The organism is Streptomyces cylindrosporus (assembly GCF_022698165.1).
In the GTDB taxonomy this organism is placed as follows: domain Bacteria; phylum Actinomycetota; class Actinomycetes; order Streptomycetales; family Streptomycetaceae; genus Streptomyces; species Streptomyces cylindrosporus.
The window spans coordinates 53088-76534 of record NZ_JALDAY010000001.1 but is presented as its reverse complement, the minus strand read 5'-3'; the positions used below and the strand labels follow the sequence as shown (position 1 = coordinate 76534).

Here is a 23447-nt window from a genome sequence, read left to right as displayed (position 1 = left end):
CCACGTATGAAACTCACCGTGGTCGGCGGAGGCTCGACCTACACCCCCGAACTCATCGACGGCTTCGCCCGTCTGCGCGACACCCTGCCCGTCGAGGAGCTGGTGCTCGTCGACCCGGCGCACGAGCGCCTCGAACTGGTCGGCGGGCTCGCCCGGCGCATCTTCGCCAAGCAGGGCCACAGCGGCCGGATCGTGACGACGGACGACCTGGACGCGGGCGTCGAGGGCGCCGACGCCGTGCTGCTTCAGCTGCGGGTCGGCGGGCAGGCGGCGCGCGAGCAGGACGAGACCTGGCCGCTGGAGTGCGGCTGCGTCGGCCAGGAGACGACCGGCGCGGGCGGCCTGGCGAAGGCGCTGCGCACGGTGCCGGTGGTGCTCGACATCGCGGAACGGGTGCGCCGTACCAACCCGGACGCCTGGATCATCGACTTCACCAACCCGGTCGGGATCGTCACGCGCGCGCTGCTCCAGGCCGGCCACAAGGCGGTCGGCCTGTGCAACGTGGCGATCGGCTTCCAGCGCAAGTTCGCGAACCTGCTGGGCGTCTCGCCCGCCGACGTCCACCTCGACCACGTCGGCCTCAACCACCTCACCTGGGAGACCGGCGTACGCCTCGGCGGCCCCGAGGGCGAGAACGTGCTGCCCAAGCTGCTGGCCGAGCACGGCGACGCGATCGCCGCCGACCTGCATCTGCCGCGCGAGATCCTGGACCGCCTCGGCGTCGTCCCGTCGTACTACCTGCGGTACTTCTACGCCCACGACGAGGTCGTACGAGAGCTGCGCACGAAGCCGTCCCGGGCCGCCGAAGTGGCGGAGATGGAACGGCAGTTGCTGAAGATGTACGGCGACCCGGCCCTCGACGAGAAGCCGGCGCTGCTCGGCAAGCGGGGCGGCGCGTACTACTCGGAGGCGGCCGTCGACCTCGCGGCCTCCCTGCTGGGCGGGGGAGGATCGACGTACCAGGTGGTGAACGCCTACAACCACGGCACGCTGCCCTTCCTGCCCGACGACGCGGTGATCGAGGTGCAGGCGGCGGTGGGGCCGAAGGGGCCGAGCCCGCTGCCGGTGCCCGCCGTGGATCCGCTGTACGCGGGCCTGATGGCGAACGTCACCGCCTACGAGGACCTGGCCCTGGAGGCGGCTCTGCGGGGCGGCCGGGACCGGGTGTTCCGGGCGCTGCTGGCCCATCCGCTGATCGGCCAGTACGAGTACGCCGAGACCCTCACCGACCGACTGATCGCGCACAACCAGGAGCATCTCGCGTGGGCATGACCGCACGTGTCCTCGCCGTCGACGCGGGCAACAGCAAGACCGACGTCGCGGTCGTGGCGGCCGACGGCACCGTCCTCGCCACGGCCCGCGGCGGGGGTTTCCGGCCGCCGGTGGTGGGCGTGCGGGCGGCGGTGGACGCGCTCGCCGAGGCCGTGGACAGGGCCTTCGCCGCAGCGGGCGTGGACTCGGTCGAGCACGTCTCGGCCTGTCTCGCCAACGCCGACTTCCCCGTCGAGGAGGAGCAGTTGGCGGCCGCGCTGCACGCGCGCGCGTGGGGCGCGTCGACGGAGGTCCGCAACGACACCTTCGCGATCCTCAGGGCCGGTGTCACCGAACCCCGGGGTGTCGCCGTGGTCTGCGGTGCCGGTATCAACTGCGTCGGCATGCGACCCGACGGCCGCACCGCCCGCTTCCCGGCGCTCGGCCGCATCTCTGGTGACTGGGGCGGCGGCTGGGGGCTGGCGGAGGAGGCGCTGTGGCACGCGGCGCGGGCGGAGGACGGCCGCGGCGCCCCCACGGCCCTCGCGCACACGCTCCCGGCCCACTTCGGCCACGACACCATGCTCGCCCTGATCGAGGCGCTGCACCTGGAGGAGGTGGAGCCGGTCCGCCGCCACGAGTTGACGCCGGTGCTGTTCGAAACGGCGGCCGACGGTGACCCGATCGCCCGCGCGATCGTGGACCGGCTGGCGGACGAGGTGGTGACGATGGCGACGGTCGCGCTGACCCGCCTCGACCTGCTGGAGGAGGAGACTCCGGTCCTGCTCGGCGGTGGCGTGCTGGCCGCGCGTCATCCCCAACTCGACGACCGGATAAGGGAGTTGCTGGCCGTGCGGGCGCCGAAGGCGGTCGCGCGGGTGGTGACGGCGAGCCCGGTGCTGGGGGCGGCGCTGCTGGGGCTTGACCGGGTGGGAGCGCGGGCGGAGGTGCACGAGAGGCTGCGGGCCCACTTCGAAGGGTGACCTCACGGGAACCGAACGGATTCCCATGGCGTATTCATGGGCAGGGGGGTGCTGCGGGCGTCGCGTCGTGCCGGTATACCCGGTACGGCACCGCGCTCCGCACCGGCCGCCGCGCTTGCGATCGGATCAAGATCCAGCGAAGGCCGGTGCGGATGTCGGTGCCGGGCGCGATACTTGCGGCGACGGATGACCATGGGGGAGGTCAACAGTGACACACCCGCCGAAGAGCAGCGCGGCGCCACCGGGTTCGAGCGTGCCCACGGTGCCCGCCGTCCCGCCTCAGCCCGGCCCGCCCGCTCCCCCCACGCAACCGGGCCCCGCGGCTGTGCCCGAGGCCGGCCCGCGGCGCCGTACCGCCTTCGCGGAGGGCGTCGACCAGCTGCGCGCGGCCGCCACCACCGAGCCCGGGCGGCTGCGCATCATCGGTGCCCTGCTCGCCCTGCTCGTCGTCGCGTTCGGGGCGGTCGCCGCCTGGCAGATGACGGACCGGGCCTCGGCCGCCGACGACGTGCTGAACAGCAGCCAGCCGCTCAGCTCGGCCGCGGCCGACATCTACAGCTCGCTGGCCGACGCCAACACCCAGGCGGCCAGCGGCTATCTCGCGGGCCCGCAGGAGAAGCCCGCGATGCGGAAGCAGTACCAGAAGGACATCGACAACGCCGCGGCCAAGCTGGTCACGGCCGCCGCCAACTCCAAGGCGGGCTCCGAGTCGGCGAAGACGATCGCCGACCTGAACAAGCTGCTGCCCACGTACAAGGGCCTGGTCGAGACGGCCCGCGCCAACAACCGGCTGGGCTACCCGGTGGGCGGCGCCTATCTGCGCGCGGCGAACGAGACGATGCAGCAGGAGATGCTGCCGAAGGCCGAGCGCCTCTACGAGCGCGAGAACCAGCGGCTGAACGCCGACTACGCGGACGCCAAGGCATTCCCGTGGGCGGCGGCCGGCCTGGGCGTCGTCGCCCTGGCGGCCCTGGTCTGGGCCCAGCGGCGCAACTTCCTGCGCACCAACCGGGTGCTCAACCACGGCCTGGTCACCGCCTCCGCGGTCTCCGTGGTGGTGCTGCTGTGGATCACGGTCGGCCACACCGTCGCCCGCGTGGGTCTCAACGACTCCTACGACCACGGCGTCCGCTCGCTGAACGTCCTGCACGACGCCCGGATCGCCTCCCTGACCGCCCGCAGCGACGAGAACCTCGCCCTGATCCGCCGCGGCGCCGACACCACGAAGGTCGGCGACGAGCAGAAGGACGCCTACGCCGTCGGCTACGACACCCAGATCGCCGACCTCGCCGCAAAGCTCGACCAGGCCGGCTCCCTCGCCGACGACTCGGCGGGCAAGAAGCCGGTGACGGACGCGAACGGCTTCATGAAGGCGTGGAAGGACCGCCACGGCGTCGCCCAGAAGTGGAGTGACGGGGGCGACTACCAGAAGGCCCGCGACAAGGTCATAGGCGTCGGCGCGGACCCGACCAGCGTGTGCTTCGAGAACGTCGACGCGGCGCTGGTGAAGGCCCTCGACCATGAGCAGGCCGAGTTCAAGGACGCGGCGACCGGCGGCCGGGACGCGCTGACCGGGCTGCCGTACGGCGCAGCGATCCTCGCGGTGCTGGGGGCGGCGGGCGCGGTCCTCGGCATCGGGCGCAGGCTGTCGGAGTACCGGTGAGAGGGGGCGGGAGGATGAACGCAGCACGTCTGGCACACCGTCTGCGGGGCTGGGGAGGTGTGGGCGCGATGGCGGTCGTGTGCGCCCTCGCGCTGGCCTTCGTCCTGCTGCTGCCCAGGACCGGGGCGAGCGGGGCGGGCTCCACGACGAGCAGCAGCGGCGGGCGCCTCACGCACGCCCTCCAGGCCGCCGTCGAGAAGAAGTGCACCAACGGCCGGTACCCGCAGGACCAGAGCCTGTCCCCGTCCGGCGGCAGCGGAAGCACCCCGAACGTCGACGCCATCAAGAAGCGGGGCCGGCTGGTCGTCGGCGTGGACACCAACAGCTACCGCTGGGGCTACCTCGACCCCAACAACGCCGACGGCGAGCTGGAGGGCTTCGACATCGACCTCGCCCACCGGATCGCCGGCGACATCCTCGGCGACCCGGGCAAGGTCACGTTCAAGGCCATACCGACCAGCCGCCGTATCGACGCCATAAAGAACAACGAGGTCGACATGGTGGTGCGCACCATGACGATCACCTGCGAGCGACTGGGCGACGTGGCCTTCTCCGCGCCCTACTTCAAGACCGGCCAGCAGGTCCTCGCGCTCAGGAACTCGACGATCACCGGATACGACAAGTCCCTGGCCGGGAAGCGGGTCTGCTCGGCGGAGTCCTCCACGGCCTACGACAACCTCAAGGCGGACAAGGGTCACGGCATCCCCGCCTCCACCGACATCACGACCGTCGTACCCAACCAGCTCGACTGCCTGGTCAAGCTGCAACTGGGCGAGGTGGACGCGGTGGTGACGGACGGCGCGCTCGCCGCGAGCCAGGCCGCGCAGGACCCGACCGTGGCGCTCAAGGGCGGCCTGTTCACCGACGAGTACTACGGCGTGGCGATGAAGAAGACCTCCACGGATCTGGTACGCCAGGTCAACCGGACGCTGGAGGACTACATCAAGGACGGCGGCTGGGCGGAGTCGTACCGGACGTGGCTGCACCCCACCATGGACCAGGGCGGCAAGAAGTCGGCCTCGGCGACCCCTCCCGAAGCCCACTACAAGTGACCGATCATCGACCGATGGACCACTGACGGAACACGACTGCAGCGAGAGGTGATCGATGGGCGTCACGGACCCCGCCGGGCCGGTGATGGACCGGGACGAGGTGGACCGTGCGCTGGCGCGGCTCGGCGCGGAGCACGAGGCCATCGAGACCTCGCTGCTCGCCCTGCAGGACCACGCGGGCCGCAGACTCCTCGAAGGCGCCGAGCTCACCGGAACCACCAAGGAGCGCTGGACGGCCGCGGAGGCGTCGATCACGCTGCTGTGGGCGTACTTCGACGCGTACACGGACGCGTTGCGGGCCGCCCGGGAGATCCGCTCCCGGCGCCGCTGGTCCAGCCGCGAGGACCTGGTGGAGCTGACCGAGCTGCTGCGCGGCGCGTCCGTGACGGTCGCCGGTTCGACGACCGCGACGGCGAACGCGCCGACGCTGCACGGCCCTTCGGGCAAGCTCAGCGAACAGTTCTCACTGGCCGCCCTGGTGGACCGGATGAACGAGCTGTACGCGACAAGCCTGGACATGGTCGTCGCCGCCGACGCGGTCTGGTCCGCGCTGCCCGCCCGGATCGATTTACTGGCCGCCGAGCTCCAGCGCACCCGCAAGCTCGCCCACTCGGTCGGTGTGCGCCCCGGCGAACACCCCGCCGGCGACGACCTGGAGCGCATCACCCGCACCCTGACGAACCTGCGCGAGCAGGTGGTCTCCGACCCGCTCGCCTACTGGATCCCCGCGCAGGGCAGTTCGGCGCCCGGCGGCGGCCGCCCGGACACGACGGTGTACGACCGTGAGGCGCGCGCCCTGGAGGACGTGCGCCGGGAGATCGACGCCGTGCTGACCGTCCGGCAGGACGCCGAGCAGCGGCTGGTGAAGCTGCGGGACGTGCTCTCCCGCGCGGACCGCACCCTCGCCGAGGCACGCACCGCGCGCGGCGAGGTCCTCGCGAAGATCGCCGCGACGGAGGTGCCGGTGGTCAGCGGCCCGCCGACCGTGCTGCAGGAGCAGCTGGCGACGGCCGCCGAGTACCGCAGACACGCCCAGTGGCACCGCCTGTCCCCGCTCCTGGAGTCCCTGGAGCAGAAGGCGGAGGACGAACTGCTGCGCGCCCGCGAGTCGTTGACCGCGGTCACCGCGCCACTCGCGGTCCGCGCGGAGCTGCGCGGCCGCCTCGACGCGTACAAGGCGAAGGTGGCCCGGCTCGGACACGCCGAGGACCCGTTCCTGATCGAGCGGTACGACGCGGCGCGCCGGATGCTGTGGAGCGCGCCCTGCGATCTGCGCGTCGCCGAACAGGCCGTACTGCGCTACCAGCAGGCGGCCGCCGAGGTGCTCGGCGGCGGCCCGCGCGTGCCGGGGCAGGCCGGGCCCGAGGACCGCAGGGGGCCCGGAGCGTGAGCGACAAGGGGGGTAGAGCGTCATGAGCCAGACGGAGCAGCCCTGTCAGCGGCCCGGCTGCGAGGGTTCGTACGAGGACATGGGCGGCGGCGAGCTGTACTGCGACACCTGCGGGCTGGCGCCGGTGGTGTCGTCGAAGGGCGCGGCCGGCTCGTCGTCCAGCGGGGTCACGGGCGGCAAGGACTCGGCGGGCAGCGGCAGTTCACGCTCGGCCGGCCGCGGCAGCTCCCGTACGTCCTCGCATTCGTCGAAGTCGCGGCGCTCGGTGTCGGGACGGCTGTCGCGGTCGCTGTCGGGGAAGTCGACGGGCCGCTCGGTGTCGGTGCGCAGCTCCGGTTCCGGCACCAACACCAGTTCCCGCGGGCGGCTGGGCGCCGGTCTGGTGCAGGTGCCGGACGTGCCGCGGCCCGACCCGCGCGCGATGGTGCTGGAGAACCCGGAGGTGCCCGAGCGCAAGCGGTTCTGCTCGCGCTCCGACTGCGGGGCGCCGGTGGGGCGTTCGCGCGGCGAGAAGGCGGGCCGTACGGAGGGCTTCTGCACGAAGTGCGGGCACCCGTACTCCTTCGTGCCGAAGCTGAAGGCCGGGGACGTGGTGCACGGCCAGTACGAGGTCGCGGGCTGTCTCGCGCACGGCGGGCTCGGCTGGATCTACCTCGCGGTGGACAAGGCGGTCGCCGACCGCTGGGTGGTCCTCAAGGGCCTGCTCGACACCGGCGACCAGGACGCGATGGCAGCGGCGATCTCCGAGCGGCGCTTCCTGGCGGAGATCGAGCACGCCAACATCGTGCGGATCTACAACTTCGTGGAACACCTCGACCAGCGCACCGGCTCCCTCGACGGCTACATCGTCATGGAGTACGTCGGCGGCAAGTCGCTGAAGGAGATCGCCAACGACCGCCGCACGCCCGACGGCAAGCGGGACCCGCTGCCGGTGGAGCAGGCCTGCGCGTACGGCATCGAGGCCCTGGAGGCCCTCGGCCACCTGCACAGCCGCAACCTGCTGTACTGCGACTTCAAGGTCGACAACGCCATCCAGACCGAGGACCAGCTCAAGCTCATCGACATGGGCGCGGTGCGCAGAATGGACGACGAGGAGTCGGCCATCTACGGCACGGTGGGCTACCAGGCGCCGGAGGTCGCCGAGGTCGGCCCGTCGGTCGCCTCCGACCTGTACACGGTCGCGCGCACCCTCGCCGTGCTGTCCTTCGACTTCCAGGGCTACACGAACGTCTTCGTGGACTCCCTGCCCGACCCCGACAACATCGAGGTCTTCCGCCAGTACGAGTCCTTCTACCGTCTGCTGGTCCGCGCCACCGACCCCGACCCGGCCCGCCGCTTCGCCTCCGCGCAGGAGATGGCGGAGCAGCTGACGGGCGTGCTGCGCGAGGTGGTCTCGTTGCAGACGGGCCGGGCGCGGCCCGCCCTGTCGACGCTGTTCGGGCCCGAACTGCGGGTCACGGACACGGAGTTGTTCCCGAAGCTGGAGGGGGACGTGTCCCGGCTCGGCGCCCGGTACGCGCGCCGGCGGACGCTCACCGCGGCTCCCTCCGCCGGACCGCCCGCGGCCGGACCGGTCGCCCTGAACGGCGGCCAGGCCCTGGTCAAGCACGTCAACTCCCCCGCCGCGGCCCTCGCGCTGCCCGTCCCGCGCGTCGACCCCGCCGACCCCAACGCCGGTTTCCTCGCGGGCCTGATGACCACCGCGCCGGCCGAGCTGCTCGGGGCGCTCTCGGCGGCTCCCTCGCCCTCGGTGGAGACCCGGCTGCGGCAGATCCGGGCCTGGCTGGAGAACGGCGACTCCGAGGCCGCGCTCACCTCGCTCGCCACGCTGGAGGACGAACGGCCGGACGACTGGCGGGTGGTCTGGTACCGGGGCGTGGCCGCACTGGTCACCGGCGACCACGAGAACGCGGCCCTCGCCTTCGACGCGATCTACGACGCCTTCCCCGGCGAGATGGCGCCCAAGCTGGCGCTCGGCCTGTGCGCCGAGGTGCTGGGCCAGCTGGACAACGCCGCCGAGTACTACCGCCTGGTCTGGTCGACCGACCCGAGCTATGTGAGCTCCGCCTTCGGGCTGGCCCGCGTCCAGCTCGCGGCCGGGGACCGGCGCGGCGCCGTACAGACGCTGGAGTCGGTGCCGGAGTCGTCGATCCACTACACGGCGGCGCGGGTGGCCGCCGTGCGGGCGCGGCTGCGGCAGCGCACCGCGGCGCCCTCGGACGCGCCGTTCCTGGCGGATCTGACGGCCGCCGCCGGGCAGGTCGAGGCGCTGGACGCGTACGGGCTGGACCCGGCGCGCCGGGAGCAGTTGTCGGCCGAGGTCCTCGGCTGCGCGCTGGACTGGATACTCTCCGGGGGCCAGGGTTCCGCGCCCACGGGGCGGCGGGTGCTGCTCGGCAGCGACCTGGACGAGCGGGGACTCCGCTTCGGCCTGGAGCGTTCGTACCGCACGCTGGCCCGGCTGGCGCGGGGCGGCGAGGAGAGGATCGACCTGGTGGAACGTGCCAATCGTTACCGCCCCCGGACGTGGGTGTAGTTGATGTCGCAGATGCCCCAGTTGTCCGCCTGCCCGAGCTGCGAATGGCCGCTCGAGTCGGGTGACCGTTTCTGCGGTGCGTGCGGATACGACCTGTCCGCGGTGCCGCCACGGCCGGACGACCACCCGACGATCGCGCTGAACGGCGCGGACCTGGCGCCGGACCCCGAGGGTGCGGCCTGGCCCGTCGCGTCCCGGCCCGACGGTGCCCCGGCGGCCCCGCATCTGCCGGCCGACCTGGCCGGCACGGACTCCGGCGGGATCCCGCTGCCGCCGGAGCAGCCGCCCACCGGATCGCCGGTCTCCCCGGCCTCCGGGGTGCGCTTCGACCGGCCGCCGGAGCCCGACGAGTATCCGCTGCAGGCCCCGGATCCGCGCGTCGCCGACCTGTCCGCGCCCGAGGGCGCGGGGCTCTGCGTGGCCTGCCGCGCGGGCCGGGTCGACACCGACGGCTACTGCGAGCACTGCGGGCACGCCCAACCGCGGGAGCGCGACCACATGGAGCAGGAATGCGGCCCGCTGGCCGCCGTCAGCGACCGCGGCCTGCGGCACCACCGCAACGAGGACGCCTTCGGCATCGGCACCGCCACCCTGCCGGACGGCTCCCCCGCGTCGGTGGCGATCGTCTGCGACGGCGTCTCCTCGGCGACCCGCCCCGACGACGCCTCGCTCGCCGCCGCACGGGCCGCCAACGAGTCGGTCCTTGCCGCCCTGCCGCGCGGCACCCACCCGCAGCAGGCGCTGCACGACGCGATCGTCGCCGCCTCCCAGGCCGTCAACGCGCTGGCCGTCGAGCCCGCCACGGCCCGCGAGCACGCCCCGCACCAGAACGCGCCGGCCTGCACCATCGTCGGCGCCGTGGTGACCACCGGCCTGCTGGTCGTCGGCTGGGTCGGCGACAGCCGCGCCTACTGGGTCCCGGTCGACCGCAACTCGCCCCCGGCCCGGCTCACCGAGGACGACTCCTGGGCCGCGCAGATGGTCGCCGCGGGCCTGATGAACGAGGCCGAGGCGTACGCCGACGAGCGCGCCCACGCGATCACCGGCTGGCTCGGCGCGGACGCCTACGAACTGGAGCCGCACACCGCTTCCTTCAAGCCGGACCGGCCGGGTGTAGTGGTGGTGTGCACCGACGGGCTGTGGAACTACGCGGAGGCGGCCGAGGAGATGGCCGAGGTCGTGCCCGAGGACGCGGCCGTACGTCCGCTGCACGGCGCCCGCGTCCTGGTCGGCCACGCCCTGGACGGCGGGGGCCACGACAACGTAACAGTGGCCGTCGTGCCGTTCCCGGCCGTGCCTCAGGGGGCAGGATCGGCCTGAGGCCGGATACGACGGGGAGGCCTCGGCGGACCGGAGGGGACCGGTCCGCACATAGTCGTCACCTCGCGATCGCGGGGTTTCCGAGGGGGATTTGAGTAGGCATGGCCAATTTCTCGAAGTCCAACGTGCCGCAGTTCTCGATGGACGTGTACCAGAACGAGTACCTGCCCGAGGGCGGCCGCGAGGTCAACGCCATCGTGACGGTGACCGCCACCGGGGGCGGCACGATCGGCAGCGCGGTCACCGCGCCGCACCTGTACGGGCGCGGCCAGGGACCGTCCGCGGCGGTCGCGGTCATGGTCGACTGCTCCGGCTCGATGGACTACCCGCCGACCAAGATGCGCAACGCCCGCGACGCGACGGCCGCCGCGATCGACACCCTGCGCGACGGCGTGCACTTCGCGGTGATCGGCGGGACGCACGTGGCCAAGGAGGTCTACCCGGGCGGCGGGCGGCTCGCGGTCGCCGACGCCACCACCCGGGAGCAGGCCAAGCAGGCGCTGCGCAAGCTGAGCGCGGGCGGCGGCACCGCCATCGGCACCTGGCTGCGCCTGGCCGACCGGCTGCTGTCCTCCGCGGACGTCGCCATCCGGCACGGCATCCTGCTCACCGACGGCCGCAACGAGCACGAGTCGCCGACCGACCTCAAGGCGGCCCTGGACTCCTGTGCCGGACGGTTCACCTGTGACGCACGGGGCGTGGGCACCGACTGGGAAGTGAAAGAAGTCACAGGGATCGCCTCGGCCCTGCTCGGCACCGCCGACATCGTCGCCGACCCGGCCGGCCTGGCCGCCGACTTCACGCACATGATGGAGACGGCCATGGGCAAGGAGGTCTCCGACGTCGCCCTGCGGGTGTGGACGCCGGTCGGCACGACCATCAAGTTCGTCAAGCAAGTCGCGCCCACCGTCGAGGAGTTGACCGACCGCCGCACCGAGGCCGGCCCCCGCGCCGGGGACTACCCCACCGGGTCCTGGGGCGACGAGTCCCGCGACTACCACGTGTGCGTGGAGGTCCCGGCGGCCGGCCTCGGCCAGGAGATGCTCGCCGCCCGGGTCTCCCTGGTCGTCCCGCAACCCGACGGAGCCGTCCAGAACCTGGGTGCGCAGGGGCTCGTACGGGCCGTGTGGACCGAAGACATGGTGGCCTCGACGTCGATCAACCCCCAAGTCGCGCACTACACGGGTCAGGCCGAACTCGCGCAAGTCATCCAGCAAGGTCTCGACCTGCGCAAAGCGGGCGATATCGATGGAGCGACGGCCAAACTGGGCCGGGCCGTCCAGCTCGCGAACAACTCGGGGAACGCGGATACTGCGAAACTGCTTTCGAAGGTGGTCGACGTGGTCGACGCCGCGACAGGTACTGTGCGACTGAAGGCGAAGGTCGAGGAGGCCGACGAGATGACTCTCGAAACACGGTCGACAAAGACTGTTCGTGTAAAGAAGTAGCGAAGTAGAGCAGTGCAGCAACAAGAAGTTCCCTGACACGAGAGGGGGAAGCGCCGACATGCCGACCTGCCCGAACGGACACCAGTCGGGTTCCGACGACTGGTGCGAGGTCTGCGGTCACCGCATGGCCGGTGCCGTACCCCCGCCCCCTCCGCCGCCCCCGCCCGGCGGTGGCTACGGCTTCCCGCCGCCCGGCCCCGGTGGCCAGGGCGGCCGTCCGCACCTGTCCTCGGTCCCGGACCCGGAGCCCGAGCTGTGCCCGCAGTGCCGCACGCCCCGCGAGGGCGGTGCGCCGTTCTGCGAGGAGTGCCGGTGGAACTTCCTCACCAACACGGCCACCTCGTACACCCCGGCCGCCCCGCGCCCGCCGGCCCCCGGGCCGAACGTGCGCTACCAGCAGCAGCCCGGTCCGTCGTACGGCGGCGGTGACTCGTACGAGTACCAGAGCTCCCGCCCCTCGCAGATGAACCGCCCCGCCGAGCCGATCCCGCCCTTCGGCAGCGAGCCCTCCGGCCCGGCCCCCTTCGGCGGCGACCCTGCGGGCCGCGGCGGCCCGTACGGCAACGACCCGCGCCCCGGCGGCCAGCCCGGCTACGGAAACGACCCCCGTCCGGGCGGCCAGCCCGGCTACGGAAACGACCCGCGCCCGGGCGGTCAGCCCGGTTACGGAAACGACCCGCGCCCCGGCGGTCAGCAAGGCTTCGGCAACGACCCGCGCCCCGGCGGCGGCCCGCCCGGCTTCGGCGCGGACCCCTCCCGTCCGGTCCCGCCGCCGCCCGGCCCGACGCCGACGGCCGGCGGCCCCGGTGGACCCGGCAGCGGACCCGGCGGACCCGGCGGTTCGGGTGGACCCGGCGGTCCCGGTGGCCCCAGTGGCCCCGGCGGCGGGCTTCCGCAGGCGTTCCAGCAGGCCGGCCCTCCGGCCCCGCCCGCCTTCCCGCAGGAGACCCAGCGGCCCGCGCAGGGCGGCCCGTCCTTCGGCGGCGGTGAGGACGACTGGGTGATCTCCCCGCCGTCGTCCGGCCCCGGTGCGCCCGGCGGTCCCGGTGGCCCCGGCGGTCCCGGTCAGGGTGGCGGTTACGGCTACCCGCAGCCCGGCTCCACGCAGGCGCCGCCCCCGCCCGGTGGCGGGTTCCCGCAGGCGCCGGCCGGCCCGGCGACCTGGACGGCGACGATCGGTCCGGACCGCGAGTACTTCATGGCGATGATGCAGCGGTCGGGGCCCGAGGCCGCGGGCCTCAACCTCCCCGCGTACTCGCCCGAGCAGCAGCGCACGCTCTCCGGCAACCAGATCACCATCGGCCGCCGCCGGCACTCCACCGGTGACACCCCGGACATCGACCTGTCGGTGCCGCCGGAGGACCCGGGCGTCTCGCACCAGCACGCGGTGCTGGTCCAGCAGCCGGACGGCAGCTGGGCGGTCGTCGACCAGAACTCGACGAACGGCACTACGGTGAACGGCTCCGAGGACCCGATCCAGCCGTTCGTGCCGGTGCCGCTGCAGGACGGCGACCGGGTGCACGTCGGGGCTTGGACGACGATCACGATCCGGCGCGGCTAGCCCAGAACGGCGAACCACCCGTCTCAGCCGGTCTCACCGGTCTCAGCCGGTCTCATCGGAGGGGCCAGACGTACGGCCCCTCCGGGTCGTCCAGCCACGCCCACTCCTGGTCCTTGGTGACCGTGATGCCGTAGCGCTCCCGCGTCGGCTCTCCCTCGCGCTCCCACAGGGCGTAGGCCTCCTGGGGGTCGAGGCCGGAGCGTGTCAGGGTCAACAGGAAGCGGAAGAGTTCGTTCTCCCTGGCCCGGCGCGGTATCGCGCCCAGGTGGGCCGGTTCGGGCTCGGGGCGGGTGTCGCCGCGCAGCGGGACGAAGTACGCCGGCGTGGGCAGGAAGCGGCCCTCGGCGTAGCCGGTGTCGTGGACGGTCAGCGCGAGCAGGCCCGTGGCGAGCGGGGTCAGGATGCGGGCGCCGGGGCGGCACTGGGCGATCCAGGCCGGCGGGACCGAGGTCAGGGTGCAGGTCGCGATGATCCGGTCGAAGGGGGCGCGCTCGGGGACACCGCGGGCGCCGTCGCCGGTGATGACGGCCGGGTGGTAGCCGGCGTCGGCGAGATGCTGCCGGGCCGCCTCGGTGATGTCCGGGTACAGGTCGATCGTGGTGACGAGGTCGTCGTCGCCGAGCCGGTACGCGAGCAGCGCGGCGTTGTATCCCGTGCCGGCCCCGATCTCCAGCACCCGGTCGCCGTCCGCCACCTCCAGCTCGACCAGCATCTTCGCCATCAGCGAGGGCTGGCTGCTGGAGGAGACCAGCTCGCCGTCGCGCAGCCGGGTGGCGAGCGGCGCGTCGGCGTACGCGCCCCGCAGCCACCGCTCCCGCGTCCGCGGATCCGGGCTCTCGCCCCACCGCCGCTCGTAGCCACCCCTGACGCCGACGTAGTAGTACGGCACGAACAGGTGCCGCGGCACGGCCTCGAACGCCCGACGCCACACGGGGTCGGCGTCCCACACCCCGCTCGCCCCGATCTCCCGCACGAGCCCCGCCCGCGCCGAGGCGGCGAGCCCGTCCAGATCCTTGCCGAGAACGTGCGCGCCCATACGTCCACTGTGCTGCGGGACGGGCCGAGGGGCGAGCACTGGACCCACCCGATCCGGAATCCGTGCCTCGGCCCCCACGCCCAGGTTCGGGGACCGGCACTGTGTGAGGGCACGGAATGACCAGGACTTCTCCGGATGCGGGCGACCTGCTGGAGCCGCTGCGGCAACACCTGCGGGACCCTTCGTACAACTTCGCCGTGGCTCCGGGATGGCGGCCGCTCGCGCTCGAGTGCCATCGGGCACTGGTCGCGCAGTTCCCGCAGTACGAGCTGCTGGCGGTGAAGCAGAAGTACGGGTCCCTGGCCTTCCAGGCGTTTCCGCGGCCGTGGAAGCGCGGCGGCGACTGGACGGAAGCCGAGTACGACCGCCGGCTTCGCCGCCCGCAACTGCGAGACGAAGGTCGCGTCCTAGGTCTCAAGTCCTCGTTCCCCCGGTCTGACACCATGGAGGGCGTGAAAGAGATTCGGCGCGGCACGCTTCAGGAGCAGACCTTCTACGAGCAGGTCGGCGGGGAGGAGACCTTCCGCCGGCTGGTCCACCGTTTCTACGAGGGCGTGGCCGAGGACCCGGTCCTGCGGCCGATGTACCCCGAGGAGGACCTCGGACCGGCCGAGGAGCGGCTCACGCTGTTCCTGATCCAGTACTGGGGCGGTCCGACGACGTACAGCGACAACCGCGGCCACCCGCGCCTGCGGATGCGGCACGCCCCCTTCACCGTGAACCGCGAGGCGCACGACGCCTGGCTGAGGCACATGCGCGACGCCGTGGACGAACTCGGCCTGTCCGAGGAGCACGAGGAACAGCTGTGGCGCTATCTGACGTACGCCGCCGCTTCGATGGTGAACACCCCGGACTGACGCTCGGATTCCGGTCGTACGACGCCGGATTCCGGTCACAATCCGGTCAAGGCCGGTCCACAAGCGCTTACAAGTCGCCCCTCACCTCTGACAACATCGCCCGGAGGTCTGGACAACATCTGGACGACCACGGGGGGTCGGGGTGTCAGCGTTCGGTGGGGTGGCGAGATTCGTGCTGCTCCGCGCCCGCGCGCACCGGCTGCTGCTGGCCGCCGCACTGCTCACCGTCCTGCTGACCACGGCCGTCCTGGCGACCCTCACCGCCTACTCCGGCGCGATCGGCGACGCCTCCCTGCGCCACTCCCTGCGCGACGGCGAGAACGCCGCCGACAGCGCGCTCATCGTCAAGGCCGACGTGCCCGCCGACCGCAGGAAGGCCGCGGACACCGCCGTACGACGGGAAGCGCGCCGGGCCTTCGACGGGCTGCCGGTCTCCGTGCGGACACTGGTCCGCTCCGGCCCCTACTCCCTGCCGCGCTCGCTGCAGCCGCCCGCCCAGCGCTCCGGTGACCCCGATCTGACCTACCTCGCGGCGCTGGACCCGGCGCAGGTACGCATCGTCGCCGGGCGGACGCCCACGGCCGCCGCGGGCCGGATCGAGGCGGCCCTCCCGCAGAACGCCGCCCAGCGCCTCGGCCTCCAGCCCGGCGCCCGCCTCACCCTCACCGACCGCCTCGACGGCCCGAAGGTGCGGGTCACGCTCGTCGGCCTGTACCGGCCGACGGCGCCGAACGACCCGTACTGGCGCCTCGACGACCTCGGCGGCCGGGGTGTCAGGACGCTCAGTTTCACGACGTACGGCCCCCTGCTCGCCGCGCCCGACGTGCTGGCCGGGGACCGGGTGAGCGCCGGGCAGTCGGCCTGGCTGGCCTCGGGCGACTTCTCGGCGCTGACGACCGGGCGGATAGACGGGCTGCGCGACGCGGCCCGCGCGGGCGCCGCCGCCCTGCGCAAGGAGCCCGCGCTGAGCGGCTCGACGGCCGTGACCACCGGGCTGCCCGGCGTCCTGGACCGCGTCCAGCGCTCGCTCCTGGTCTCCCGCTCGACCCTCTTGATCGTCGCCCTCCAGCTCGCCCTCCTCGCCGGCTGCGCGCTGCTCCTGGTGGCCCGGCTGCTGAGCGCCGAACGCACCGGTGAGACACGGGTGTTGCGGGCGCGCGGCGCCTCCCGTTCCCGTATCGCCGCGCTCGCCGCCCTGGAGGCGCTGTTCCTCGCCGTGCCCGCGGTGGTCTGCGCGCCGCTGCTCGCGGGGCCGCTGACCCGGCTGCTCGCCGGGCACGGGGCGCTGGCCCGGATCGGGCTGCGCCTGGACGTGCCGGCCGGCGGGCGGCTCGGGGTGTGGCTGGTGGCGGCGGGCGTGGCCCTGGGCTGCGCGCTGGCGGTGACGCTGCCAGCGCTGACCGTCGAGGGCTTCCGGCCGGGCCGGGCCCGTGCGCTGCCCGGTTCGGTGCGGGCGGGCGCGGACCTGGGTCTGCTGGCGGTGGCCGCGGTCGCCTACTGGCAGCTGAGCAGCCACACCTCCGGCGCCGTGAGCGACGACCGGTCCGGCACCCTCGGCGTCGACCCGTTGCTGGTAGCGGCCCCCGCCCTCGCGCTGCTCGCCGGGACCGTGCTGACGCTCCGCCTGCTGCCGCTGGTGGCGCGGCTCGCCGAGCGCCGGGCGGCCGGCGGACGCGGGCTCACGGCGGCGCTGGCGGGCTGGCAGCTCAGCCGGCGTCCGATGCGCGGGGCGGGCCCGGTGCTGCTGCTGGTCCTCGCGGTTGCCCTCGGCATGCTCGCGATCGGCCAGGGCGCCTCCTGGGAGCGCTCGCAGGACGACCAGGCCGACTTCACCGCGGGCGCGCCGGTCCGCGTCCTGGGCGCGGGCGACGGCGGGATCGGGCGCACCGAGACTTATGCGGCCGTCCCGCACGTCCAGGAGATCGCACCCGCGGTCCGCGCCGAACTCCCGCTCTCCGGCAGCCGCACGGGCACCCTGCTGGCCCTGGACACCGCGCACGCCTCGGACACCGTGCTGATGCGCCGGGACCTGGCGTCCGAGCCGGTACGGCCGCTGCTCGCCTCGCTGGGCCCCAAGGCGCAGGCGGCCGGGGCGGCCGTACCCGGGCACACGGCCGAGCTGCGGCTGACGGCCACCCTGCACAGCTCCACCGGCCCGGGGACGACCGCGAACGTGACGGTCACCCTGGAGGACTCGTACGGCACCCCGTACGAGCTGCGCGCGGGCGAACTCCCCGCCGACGGACGGCCGCACACGCTCACCATGCCCGTCACGGGCGGCCCGCTCACCCTCACCGGCCTCCAGCTGGTCTTCGCCCAGCCGGCCGAACGGGCGGAACAACACCGGCTGACCCTGGACGGGTTGACGGCGGTCGACACCCAAGGGGCGGTACGGCGGCTGCAGTTGCCGGCCGACTGGACGGCGGCCTCGCGCGTCGACGGGACGGTGTCCTCGCCGGACCCGAACACCCGCGCGACCAAGCCGAAGGTGAGCACGTCCGGGCCGCTGTCGGTGTCGTACGGCACGGGGTTCAAGCCGGCCGGGGACAGCTGGACCATCTCGTCGGTGACGGTGCGGGTGCAGGTCGCCCAGCCGAAGCCGCCCGAGATCACCGGCCTCGCCACCGACCGCTTCCTCACCTCGGCCGCCGCCCGCGTCGGCGACCGGGTGGACGTGACGGTCGGCGGGCAGATCGTGCCGGTGCGGATCCTGCGGTCGGTACGGCAGCTGCCGACGACGAGCGACTCCGACGGGGGCGCCCTGCTGGTCGATCTGCGGTCCGTGAACCGGGTGCTGGAGGCGCGGTACGGCATGGGGGTCACGCCGACCGAGTGGTGGCTGCGGCCCGCGCCGGGCAGGGCGGCGTCCGTCGCGGCGGCGCTGCGGGCGCTGCCCGACGTGGATCCCGAGCAGGTGGTGGTGCGGGACGAGACGGCCGCGCAGCTGCGGGACGACCCCTTCGGGGCGGGCCCGGAGGCCGCGTTCGCCGCGGCGGCCGGGGTGGCGGCGGCGCTGGCCGCGGTCGGCTTCGCGGTGAGCGCGGCCGGGTCGCTGCGGGAGCGGAGCGCCGAACTCGCGGTGCTGCGCGCCCTGGGCGCCCCGCGCCGCCGGCTGGCCCGGATGATCGCCGTCGAGCAGGGCGTCCTGGTGGCGCTGGCGCTGCTGGTGGGCGCGGCCCTCGGCACGGTCCTCACCCGGGCGGTGATCCCGCTGATCGTCCTGACCGCCCAGGCCACCCGGCCGGTGCCGACGGTACTGGTCGAACTCCCGGTCTCCACGGCCGCCGTACTCCTGGCGGCGGTGGCCCTGGCACCGCTGGCCGTGACGGTGGGGCTGGCGGTGCGGCGGGGGGATCCGGTGGTTTCGTTGCGGGAGCAGGGGGGCGAGTGAGTGGTTTCGCTGCGGAAGCCGGGGGCGAGTGAGTGGTTTCGCTGCGGAAGCCGGGGGCGAGTGAGCGGTGTCGTTGCGGAGTTGGGGGGCGAGTGACGTGAACCGGATACCGGCGCCCTGGATCCGCACCCGGCTGCGCACCGCCCCGGCCGCCGCTGCCGCGCTCGCGCTGCTCGTGGCGCTCACCGCGTGCCTCGCGGGGGCGTTCCCGCGGGCGGTCGACCGGTACGAGGACGCGGGGCTGCGGCACGCCGTGGAGCGGGCGCGCCCCCTCAACACCAGCATGACCGTGTACGCCCAGCAGCCCGACGCGCTGCTGTCCCAGCAGCAGCGCGAGGACGCCCTGCGCCCGGCCGCGCTCGACGTGCGCTACGGCAAGGTCCTCGCCGCTCTCCGGCGCCCGTTCGTCGCCGACCGCGCCCAGTCGACGTACGGGGTGCGCACCGCCAACCCCCAGAAGGCGCCCGACCCCTTTCTGCCCCAGCCGTACGGACTGCCCGCGCAGATCGAGCTGACCGCCCAGGAGGGCCTGGCCGCGCACGCGACCGTGAAGGCCGGCCGGCTGCCCCGCGCCGACGGCCGGGTGACCGCGACGACACCCGAGGTGGAGGCGGCCGTCAGCGCCGAGACCGCCAAGTCGCTGCACATCAAGGTCGGTTCGGTGATCCACGTGCCGGGCTCGGGCCGCGCCCCGCTCGCCGTCCGGGTCACCGGCATCATCACGCCGCGCGATCCCGACGGCGCCTACTGGGCCACCCACGAGCTCCTGCACACCCCGAACCTGATCCCGGTCCCGAACACCGACTTCTTCTACTGGCTCGGCGCCCTCCTGCTCGCCCCCGACGCGGCTCCCGCGCTGCTGGGCACGGCCGGAGACCCGCAGCGCTACTGGCAGTTGGCCCCCGACGTCCCCGCCCTGCGCTCGCACGAGCTGGACGACCTGAAGTCCGCGGTGGCCTCCATGGAGACCGGCCCCGACACCCGCAGGCTCCGCGCGGCCACCGACCCGTCCACCAACGTCACCACCTACCTCGACGACGTGCTGGACTCCTACGGCGCGCTGCGCGGGCGGGTCCGGCCGCTGGTCGCCGTCGCCGCCTTCGGCACCGGCACGGTCGCGGCGGTCGTACTCCTGATGGCGGCCGGTCTCGCCGCCGACCGCCGTGCCGCCGAACTGACCCTGCTCCGCGCCCGCGGCGCGTCCCTGCGGGGCCTGGCGGCCCGTCTGTTCGCCGAGACGACGGTGGTCACCGTGCCCGCCTGGGCGGTGGGCCTGACCCTCGCCCTGCTCGCGGTCCCCACGGACCGCGCCGCCTACGCGGCCACGGCGGCCACCGCGGTCGCCCTCGTCGCCTGCGCGGCCCTGCCCGTCCGCGCCATGGCGGTGCACCGGCGGGTACGGGTGCACGCGGCCCGGGCGGACGTGTCGACGGTACGGCCGTCCCGGCGCCGTACGGTGGCGGAGCTGACCCTGGTGGTGGTCGCCCTCGGCGCGGTGGAGAGCCTGCGCCGCACAGGCACCTCGGGAGGCCAACTCTCCTCTCTGGCACCGGTGTTGATAGCGACGGCGGCGGCCCTGCTTCTCATCCGCCTCTACCCGCTCCCGCTGCGCGCGCTGGCCCGCCCGGCGGCCCGTATGCGCGGCACGGTGACCCATCTGTCGCTCGCCCGCGCGGGCCGTACCTCCGCCTCCGCGGTCCTGCCCCTGCTGGCCCTGCTGACCGCGCTCACCACGGCGGCCTTCGGCGGCTCGGTGCTGGCCGGGGTGCACGCGGCCCGCGACCACGCGGCCTACCTCGCCGTCGGCGCCGACGCCCGCGTCGAGACGCCGACACCGCTGCCTGCGGACCTGCCCGACCGCGTCCGCCGAGTGCCGGGCGTGCGGGCCCTGTCGGCGGTGAGCCTCTCGTACGAGTCGAAGCCGGGCGACGGGGAGCAGACGGTCCCGGTGGCGGGCGTGAACCCGCAGGACTACGCGGAGTTGGCGGCACGGACGGGTCTCGGCCCCTTCGGCGCGGGCGAGTTGGCGAAGCGCCCGGCCACCGAGCCCCAACCGGCCCTGGCCTCCCCCGCGGTGGCCGCCCGCTACGGCACGCGTTCCTTCCCGGTGCGCCTGGAGGACGGCAGCACGATCACGGTCCGCGTCGCGGCGGTGGTGGACCGCACTCCGGCGGTGATCGGCGCGGACTTCCTGGTGGTGAACCGGGCGATCCTGGACACGCGCGCGGCCCGCCCGTCGGCCCTGCTCCTGACGGGCTCCGGCATCCAGGCCTCCACCCTGCGCAAGGCGGCGGGCTCCTCGGCCCAGATCCAGTTGCGCTCCGAGGAACGAGCCGAGTACGGCGACTCGCCCCTCCAGTCGGGCGCGGAACGGGTCTACGCGGCGGCGGTGGCTGCGGGCGCGGGCTATGCCGTACTGGCCCTGCTGCTGTCGCTGCTCAGAGCGGCACCGGAGCGCAGGGCCCTGCTGGCCCGTCTGCGCACCATGGGCCTGACCCGCGCCCAGGGCCGTCGGCTGCTGATCCTGGAGTCCCTCCCCCAGGCGGCGCTGGCGGCGGCGGGCGGCGCGCTGACGGGCTGGGCGACGATCCGCCTGCTCTCTCCGGGCGTGGACCTGACGACGATCGCCCTGGCCACCCATGAAACGGCGGGTGGACAGGCCGTGTTGAGGACGGACGCGCTGTCGCTCGTGCTTCCGGCGGCGGCGATTCTGTTGGTGACGGTGGGAGTCGCGGGGGCCCAGGCGTGGTGGACGGGACGACAGGGAGCGGTCGCGGAACTGCGGGCGGGGGATGCGCGATGAGCCGACACAGCCAACCACTCAGCTGCCTGGGAGAGCCCCGATGACCACGACGAACCCCACGCTCGCCGACCTGGCAGCCCGCGTGACCACGGCCCGCAACCGGCCCACCTACGGCCATGACGCCCTCATCACCTGCGACCGCCTGGTCCGCATCTTCACCACGGACGGCATCGAGGTCCAGGCCCTCCAGGGCCTCGACCTCCTCGTCCGCGAGGGCGAACTCATGGCCCTGGTGGGCGCGTCCGGCAGCGGCAAGTCCACCCTCATGAACATCCTCGCCGGCCTGGACACCCCTACCGCCGGCGCGGCCCGGGTGGCCGGCCGCGACCTCCTCACGATGACCCCGAAGGACCGGCTGGCCTACCGCCGCACCACCGTCGGCTTCGTCTGGCAGCAGACCTCCCGCAACCTGCTCCCCTATCTCACCGCGGCCCAGAACATCGCCCTGCCGATGCAGCTCACCGGCATCGGCGGGATCCGCGGCGCCCGCAAGGCCCGCCGCGCCCAGACCGAACGCGCCCTGGAACTCCTGGAGTTGCTGGAGATCGCCGACTGCCGGGACCGCCGCCCGCACCAGATGTCCGGCGGCCAGCAGCAACGCGTCGCGATCGCCGTGGCCCTCGCCAACAACCCCGCGGTCCTCCTCGCCGACGAACCCACCGGCGAACTCGACTCGCACACCGCGGAACAGGTCTTCGCCGCCTTCCGCACCGCGAACGAACGCCTCGGCACCACCATCGTGATCGTCACCCACGACCAGGCCGTCGCCGGCGAGGTCCGCCGCACGGTCGCCATCCGGGACGGCCGCACCTCCACCGAGGTCCTGCGCCGCAGCGAGGTCGACGAGACGACCGGCCACGAGCGTCTGGTCGCCCGCGAGTACGCCATGCTCGACCGGGCCGGCCGCCTCCAGCTCCCCGCCGAGTACACCGAGGCACTCGGCATGCGGGACCGCGTCGCGCTGGAACTGGAGCCGGACCACATCGCCGTATGGCCGGACGACAGTGAGAGAGGGTGAGACCGGCCGACGCGAGCAGGGGTGAGACCGGTCAGCTGGAGCAGCGGTGAGTCCGGTCAGCGCACGCTGACGTCCAGGGCGCCGAGTCCCGCCCGCCGTACGGCGATCGACCCGTAGGCCGTGCGCAGCCGCAGCCACGCCCCCGACGAGAACAGCGCCAACTCCCCGCCCCGCAGGAACCCGAGGGACTGCGCCGCGTGCAATGCCCGGACCGGAAGGTGGGTGTCCCCGACCGTCCGGGACCAGATCTCCCGCCCGATCCGGTCAAGTTCGGCCCGCGTACGTCCGTCGGGCGCCAACTCCTGGGTACGGGACCGGAATTCGGCGACGGCGGCGCTGACGGTGGCCCGCAGTACGTCCGGCGCCGGCAGCCCGGACTCGGCCCGCCAGCCGCCCCGCGGCGGCAGCACGCCCGCCCACGGCGGCCCGGTGACCGCCGCCGGCACGAGGGCCGTGGCGGCCGACTCGTCGACCGTTTCGAGGAGTTCACCGGCGGACACGGTCACGTCGAGCGTGACGTCGAGACCGTCCTCGTACGGCTTCGCGAGCCGCACCGCGCGGATCGCCAGCACCTCGAAGGACGGGGGCCGCCCGAAGACGGCGAGCGCGGTGCCGGCCGCCTGGAGGCGCACCGCGGCCCCACGGTCGTAGTGGAGCAGCCGGGAGAGGAAGGCCGCGAGGTCCGCCGCCTCCCCCTCGTCGGCGAGGTGGAGCACCGTCATGCGGCGACGGCCTCCTCCTCGGTGTCGTCCCGGTACTCCTCCAGGAACTCCCGCTCCTCGGAGGTGATCCGGCGCGGCCGCTGGGCCTCGAAGTCGAACGGCACGACCACCGTCGAGGCCCGTACGTAGACCAGGTCGTCGTCCTTCACCTCGTAACTGATGGTGAAGGACGCGGCCTTTATCTGCGAGACCCACAGCTCGATGTCGACCGGGTGGTGCCGGTGGACGAGCTGCCGCTTGTAGTCGATCTCGTGGCGCGCCACCACGGACCCCTGCTGGAAGTCCTTCTCCGGCCGGAAGAGGAAGTCGATACGGGCTTCCTCCAGGTAGCGCACGAAGACGGCGTTGTTGACATGCCCGTACGCGTCCATGTCCGACCAGCGCAGGGGGCAGCGGTAGATGTGGCGCAAGATCGA

The 23447-nt window shown here is 73.7% G+C and carries 17 protein-coding genes; 13 read left to right on the top strand and 4 right to left on the bottom strand.

The window, feature by feature from the left end; genetic code table 11:
- The first annotated feature begins 6 nt into the window (after positions 1-6).
- The 5 genes from MQP27_RS00325 to MQP27_RS00305 all read left to right on the top strand — a co-directional run bounded on the left by MQP27_RS00325 (position 7) and on the right by MQP27_RS00305 (position 6339).
- A complete protein-coding gene (locus MQP27_RS00325) occupies positions 7-1272 on the top strand; it encodes a 6-phospho-beta-glucosidase (RefSeq protein WP_242758977.1) in 1266 nt (421 codons plus the stop codon).
- Positions 1263-2234, top strand: a complete 972-nt coding sequence (locus MQP27_RS00320) for an N-acetylglucosamine kinase (RefSeq protein ID WP_242758976.1) — start codon at positions 1263-1265, stop codon at positions 2232-2234. Before MQP27_RS00325 ends, MQP27_RS00320 begins: the two co-directional genes overlap by 10 nt.
- Positions 2235-2442: 208 nt before the next feature.
- Positions 2443-3897, top strand: a complete 1455-nt coding sequence (locus tag MQP27_RS00315) for a GlnX family signal transduction membrane protein (protein ID WP_242758975.1) — start codon at positions 2443-2445, stop codon at positions 3895-3897.
- A 14-nt stretch (positions 3898-3911) separates the two neighbouring features.
- Complete coding sequence (locus MQP27_RS00310) at positions 3912-4949, top strand: glutamate ABC transporter substrate-binding protein (RefSeq protein WP_242758973.1); 1038 nt, start codon at positions 3912-3914, stop codon at positions 4947-4949.
- A 55-nt stretch (positions 4950-5004) separates the two neighbouring features.
- The gene (locus MQP27_RS00305) at positions 5005-6339 is read left to right on the top strand and encodes a coiled-coil domain-containing protein (RefSeq protein WP_242758972.1); all 1335 of its coding nucleotides are present in this window, start codon (positions 5005-5007) and stop codon (positions 6337-6339) included.
- A gap of 45 nt (positions 6340-6384) precedes the next feature.
- Here MQP27_RS00305 and MQP27_RS51870 read toward each other — a convergent pair whose 3' ends face one another.
- Positions 6385-6684, bottom strand: a complete 300-nt coding sequence (locus tag MQP27_RS51870; RefSeq protein ID WP_443735744.1) for a hypothetical protein — start codon at positions 6682-6684, stop codon at positions 6385-6387.
- Between MQP27_RS51870 and MQP27_RS00300 the strand changes: the two genes are divergently transcribed.
- From MQP27_RS00300 to MQP27_RS00285, 4 genes are all read left to right on the top strand, one after another.
- Entirely contained in the window at positions 6656-8875 is a 2220-nt protein-coding gene (locus tag MQP27_RS00300; protein WP_443735743.1) for a serine/threonine-protein kinase, read from the top strand. The two genes, MQP27_RS51870 and MQP27_RS00300, sit on opposite strands and share 29 nt — an antisense overlap.
- The gene (locus MQP27_RS00295; RefSeq protein WP_242758970.1) at positions 8876-10195 is read left to right on the top strand and encodes a PP2C family protein-serine/threonine phosphatase; all 1320 of its coding nucleotides are present in this window, start codon (positions 8876-8878) and stop codon (positions 10193-10195) included.
- A gap of 101 nt (positions 10196-10296) precedes the next feature.
- Positions 10297-11643, top strand: coding sequence for a vWA domain-containing protein (locus MQP27_RS00290; RefSeq protein ID WP_242758969.1), 1347 nt, complete (start codon positions 10297-10299; stop codon positions 11641-11643).
- Between the two features lie 58 nt (positions 11644-11701).
- Complete coding sequence (locus MQP27_RS00285; RefSeq protein ID WP_242758968.1) at positions 11702-13204, top strand: FHA domain-containing protein; 1503 nt, start codon at positions 11702-11704, stop codon at positions 13202-13204.
- Positions 13205-13256: 52 nt separating this feature from the next.
- On the opposite strand, the gene MQP27_RS00280 is transcribed toward MQP27_RS00285, so the two are convergent.
- Positions 13257-14240, bottom strand: a complete 984-nt coding sequence (locus MQP27_RS00280; protein ID WP_242758967.1) for a methyltransferase domain-containing protein — start codon at positions 14238-14240, stop codon at positions 13257-13259.
- 443 nt (positions 14241-14683) lie between these two features.
- On the opposite strand from MQP27_RS00280, the gene MQP27_RS00275 reads away from it, so the two are divergent.
- The 4 genes from MQP27_RS00275 to MQP27_RS00260 all read left to right on the top strand — a co-directional run bounded on the left by MQP27_RS00275 (position 14684) and on the right by MQP27_RS00260 (position 22309).
- Positions 14684-15097, top strand: a complete 414-nt coding sequence (locus tag MQP27_RS00275; protein ID WP_242761294.1) for a globin — start codon at positions 14684-14686, stop codon at positions 15095-15097.
- Positions 15098-15239: 142 nt separating this feature from the next.
- On the top strand, positions 15240-18488 hold the full coding sequence (locus MQP27_RS00270; protein WP_242758965.1) for an FtsX-like permease family protein: 3249 nt from the start codon (positions 15240-15242) through the stop codon (positions 18486-18488).
- A gap of 97 nt (positions 18489-18585) precedes the next feature.
- Entirely contained in the window at positions 18586-21291 is a 2706-nt protein-coding gene (locus tag MQP27_RS00265) for an FtsX-like permease family protein (protein WP_242758964.1), read from the top strand.
- A gap of 40 nt (positions 21292-21331) precedes the next feature.
- On the top strand, positions 21332-22309 hold the full coding sequence (locus MQP27_RS00260; protein ID WP_242758963.1) for an ABC transporter ATP-binding protein: 978 nt from the start codon (positions 21332-21334) through the stop codon (positions 22307-22309).
- A 56-nt stretch (positions 22310-22365) separates the two neighbouring features.
- On the opposite strand, the gene MQP27_RS00255 is transcribed toward MQP27_RS00260, so the two are convergent.
- Together MQP27_RS00255 and MQP27_RS00250 are read right to left on the bottom strand one after the other, a co-directional pair.
- A complete protein-coding gene (locus MQP27_RS00255; protein WP_242758962.1) occupies positions 22366-23031 on the bottom strand; it encodes a DUF8185 domain-containing protein in 666 nt (221 codons plus the stop codon).
- A complete protein-coding gene (locus MQP27_RS00250; RefSeq protein WP_242758961.1) occupies positions 23028-23441 on the bottom strand; it encodes an acyl-CoA thioesterase in 414 nt (137 codons plus the stop codon). The genes MQP27_RS00255 and MQP27_RS00250 overlap by 4 nt, the downstream gene beginning before the upstream one ends.
- Positions 23442-23447 lie beyond the last annotated feature (6 nt).

Bases quoted from the DNA above. Each gene is read 5' to 3' on its own strand.
- MQP27_RS00325 (WP_242758977.1), top strand. From the start codon at position 7: ATGAAACTCACCGTGGTCGGCGGAGGCTCGACCTACACCCCCGAACTC.
- MQP27_RS00310 (WP_242758973.1), top strand. From the start codon at position 3,912: ATGAACGCAGCACGTCTGGCACACCGTCTGCGGGGCTGGGGAGGTGTG.
- MQP27_RS00305 (WP_242758972.1), top strand. From the start codon at position 5,005: ATGGGCGTCACGGACCCCGCCGGGCCGGTGATGGACCGGGACGAGGTG.
- MQP27_RS00290 (WP_242758969.1), top strand. From the start codon at position 10,297: ATGGCCAATTTCTCGAAGTCCAACGTGCCGCAGTTCTCGATGGACGTG.
- MQP27_RS00285 (WP_242758968.1), top strand. From the start codon at position 11,702: ATGCCGACCTGCCCGAACGGACACCAGTCGGGTTCCGACGACTGGTGC.
- MQP27_RS00280 (WP_242758967.1), bottom strand. From the start codon at position 14,240: ATGGGCGCGCACGTTCTCGGCAAGGATCTGGACGGGCTCGCCGCCTCG.
- MQP27_RS00275 (WP_242761294.1), top strand. From the start codon at position 14,684: ATGGAGGGCGTGAAAGAGATTCGGCGCGGCACGCTTCAGGAGCAGACC.
- MQP27_RS00260 (WP_242758963.1), top strand. From the start codon at position 21,332: ATGACCACGACGAACCCCACGCTCGCCGACCTGGCAGCCCGCGTGACC.
- MQP27_RS00255 (WP_242758962.1), bottom strand. From the start codon at position 23,031: ATGACGGTGCTCCACCTCGCCGACGAGGGGGAGGCGGCGGACCTCGCG.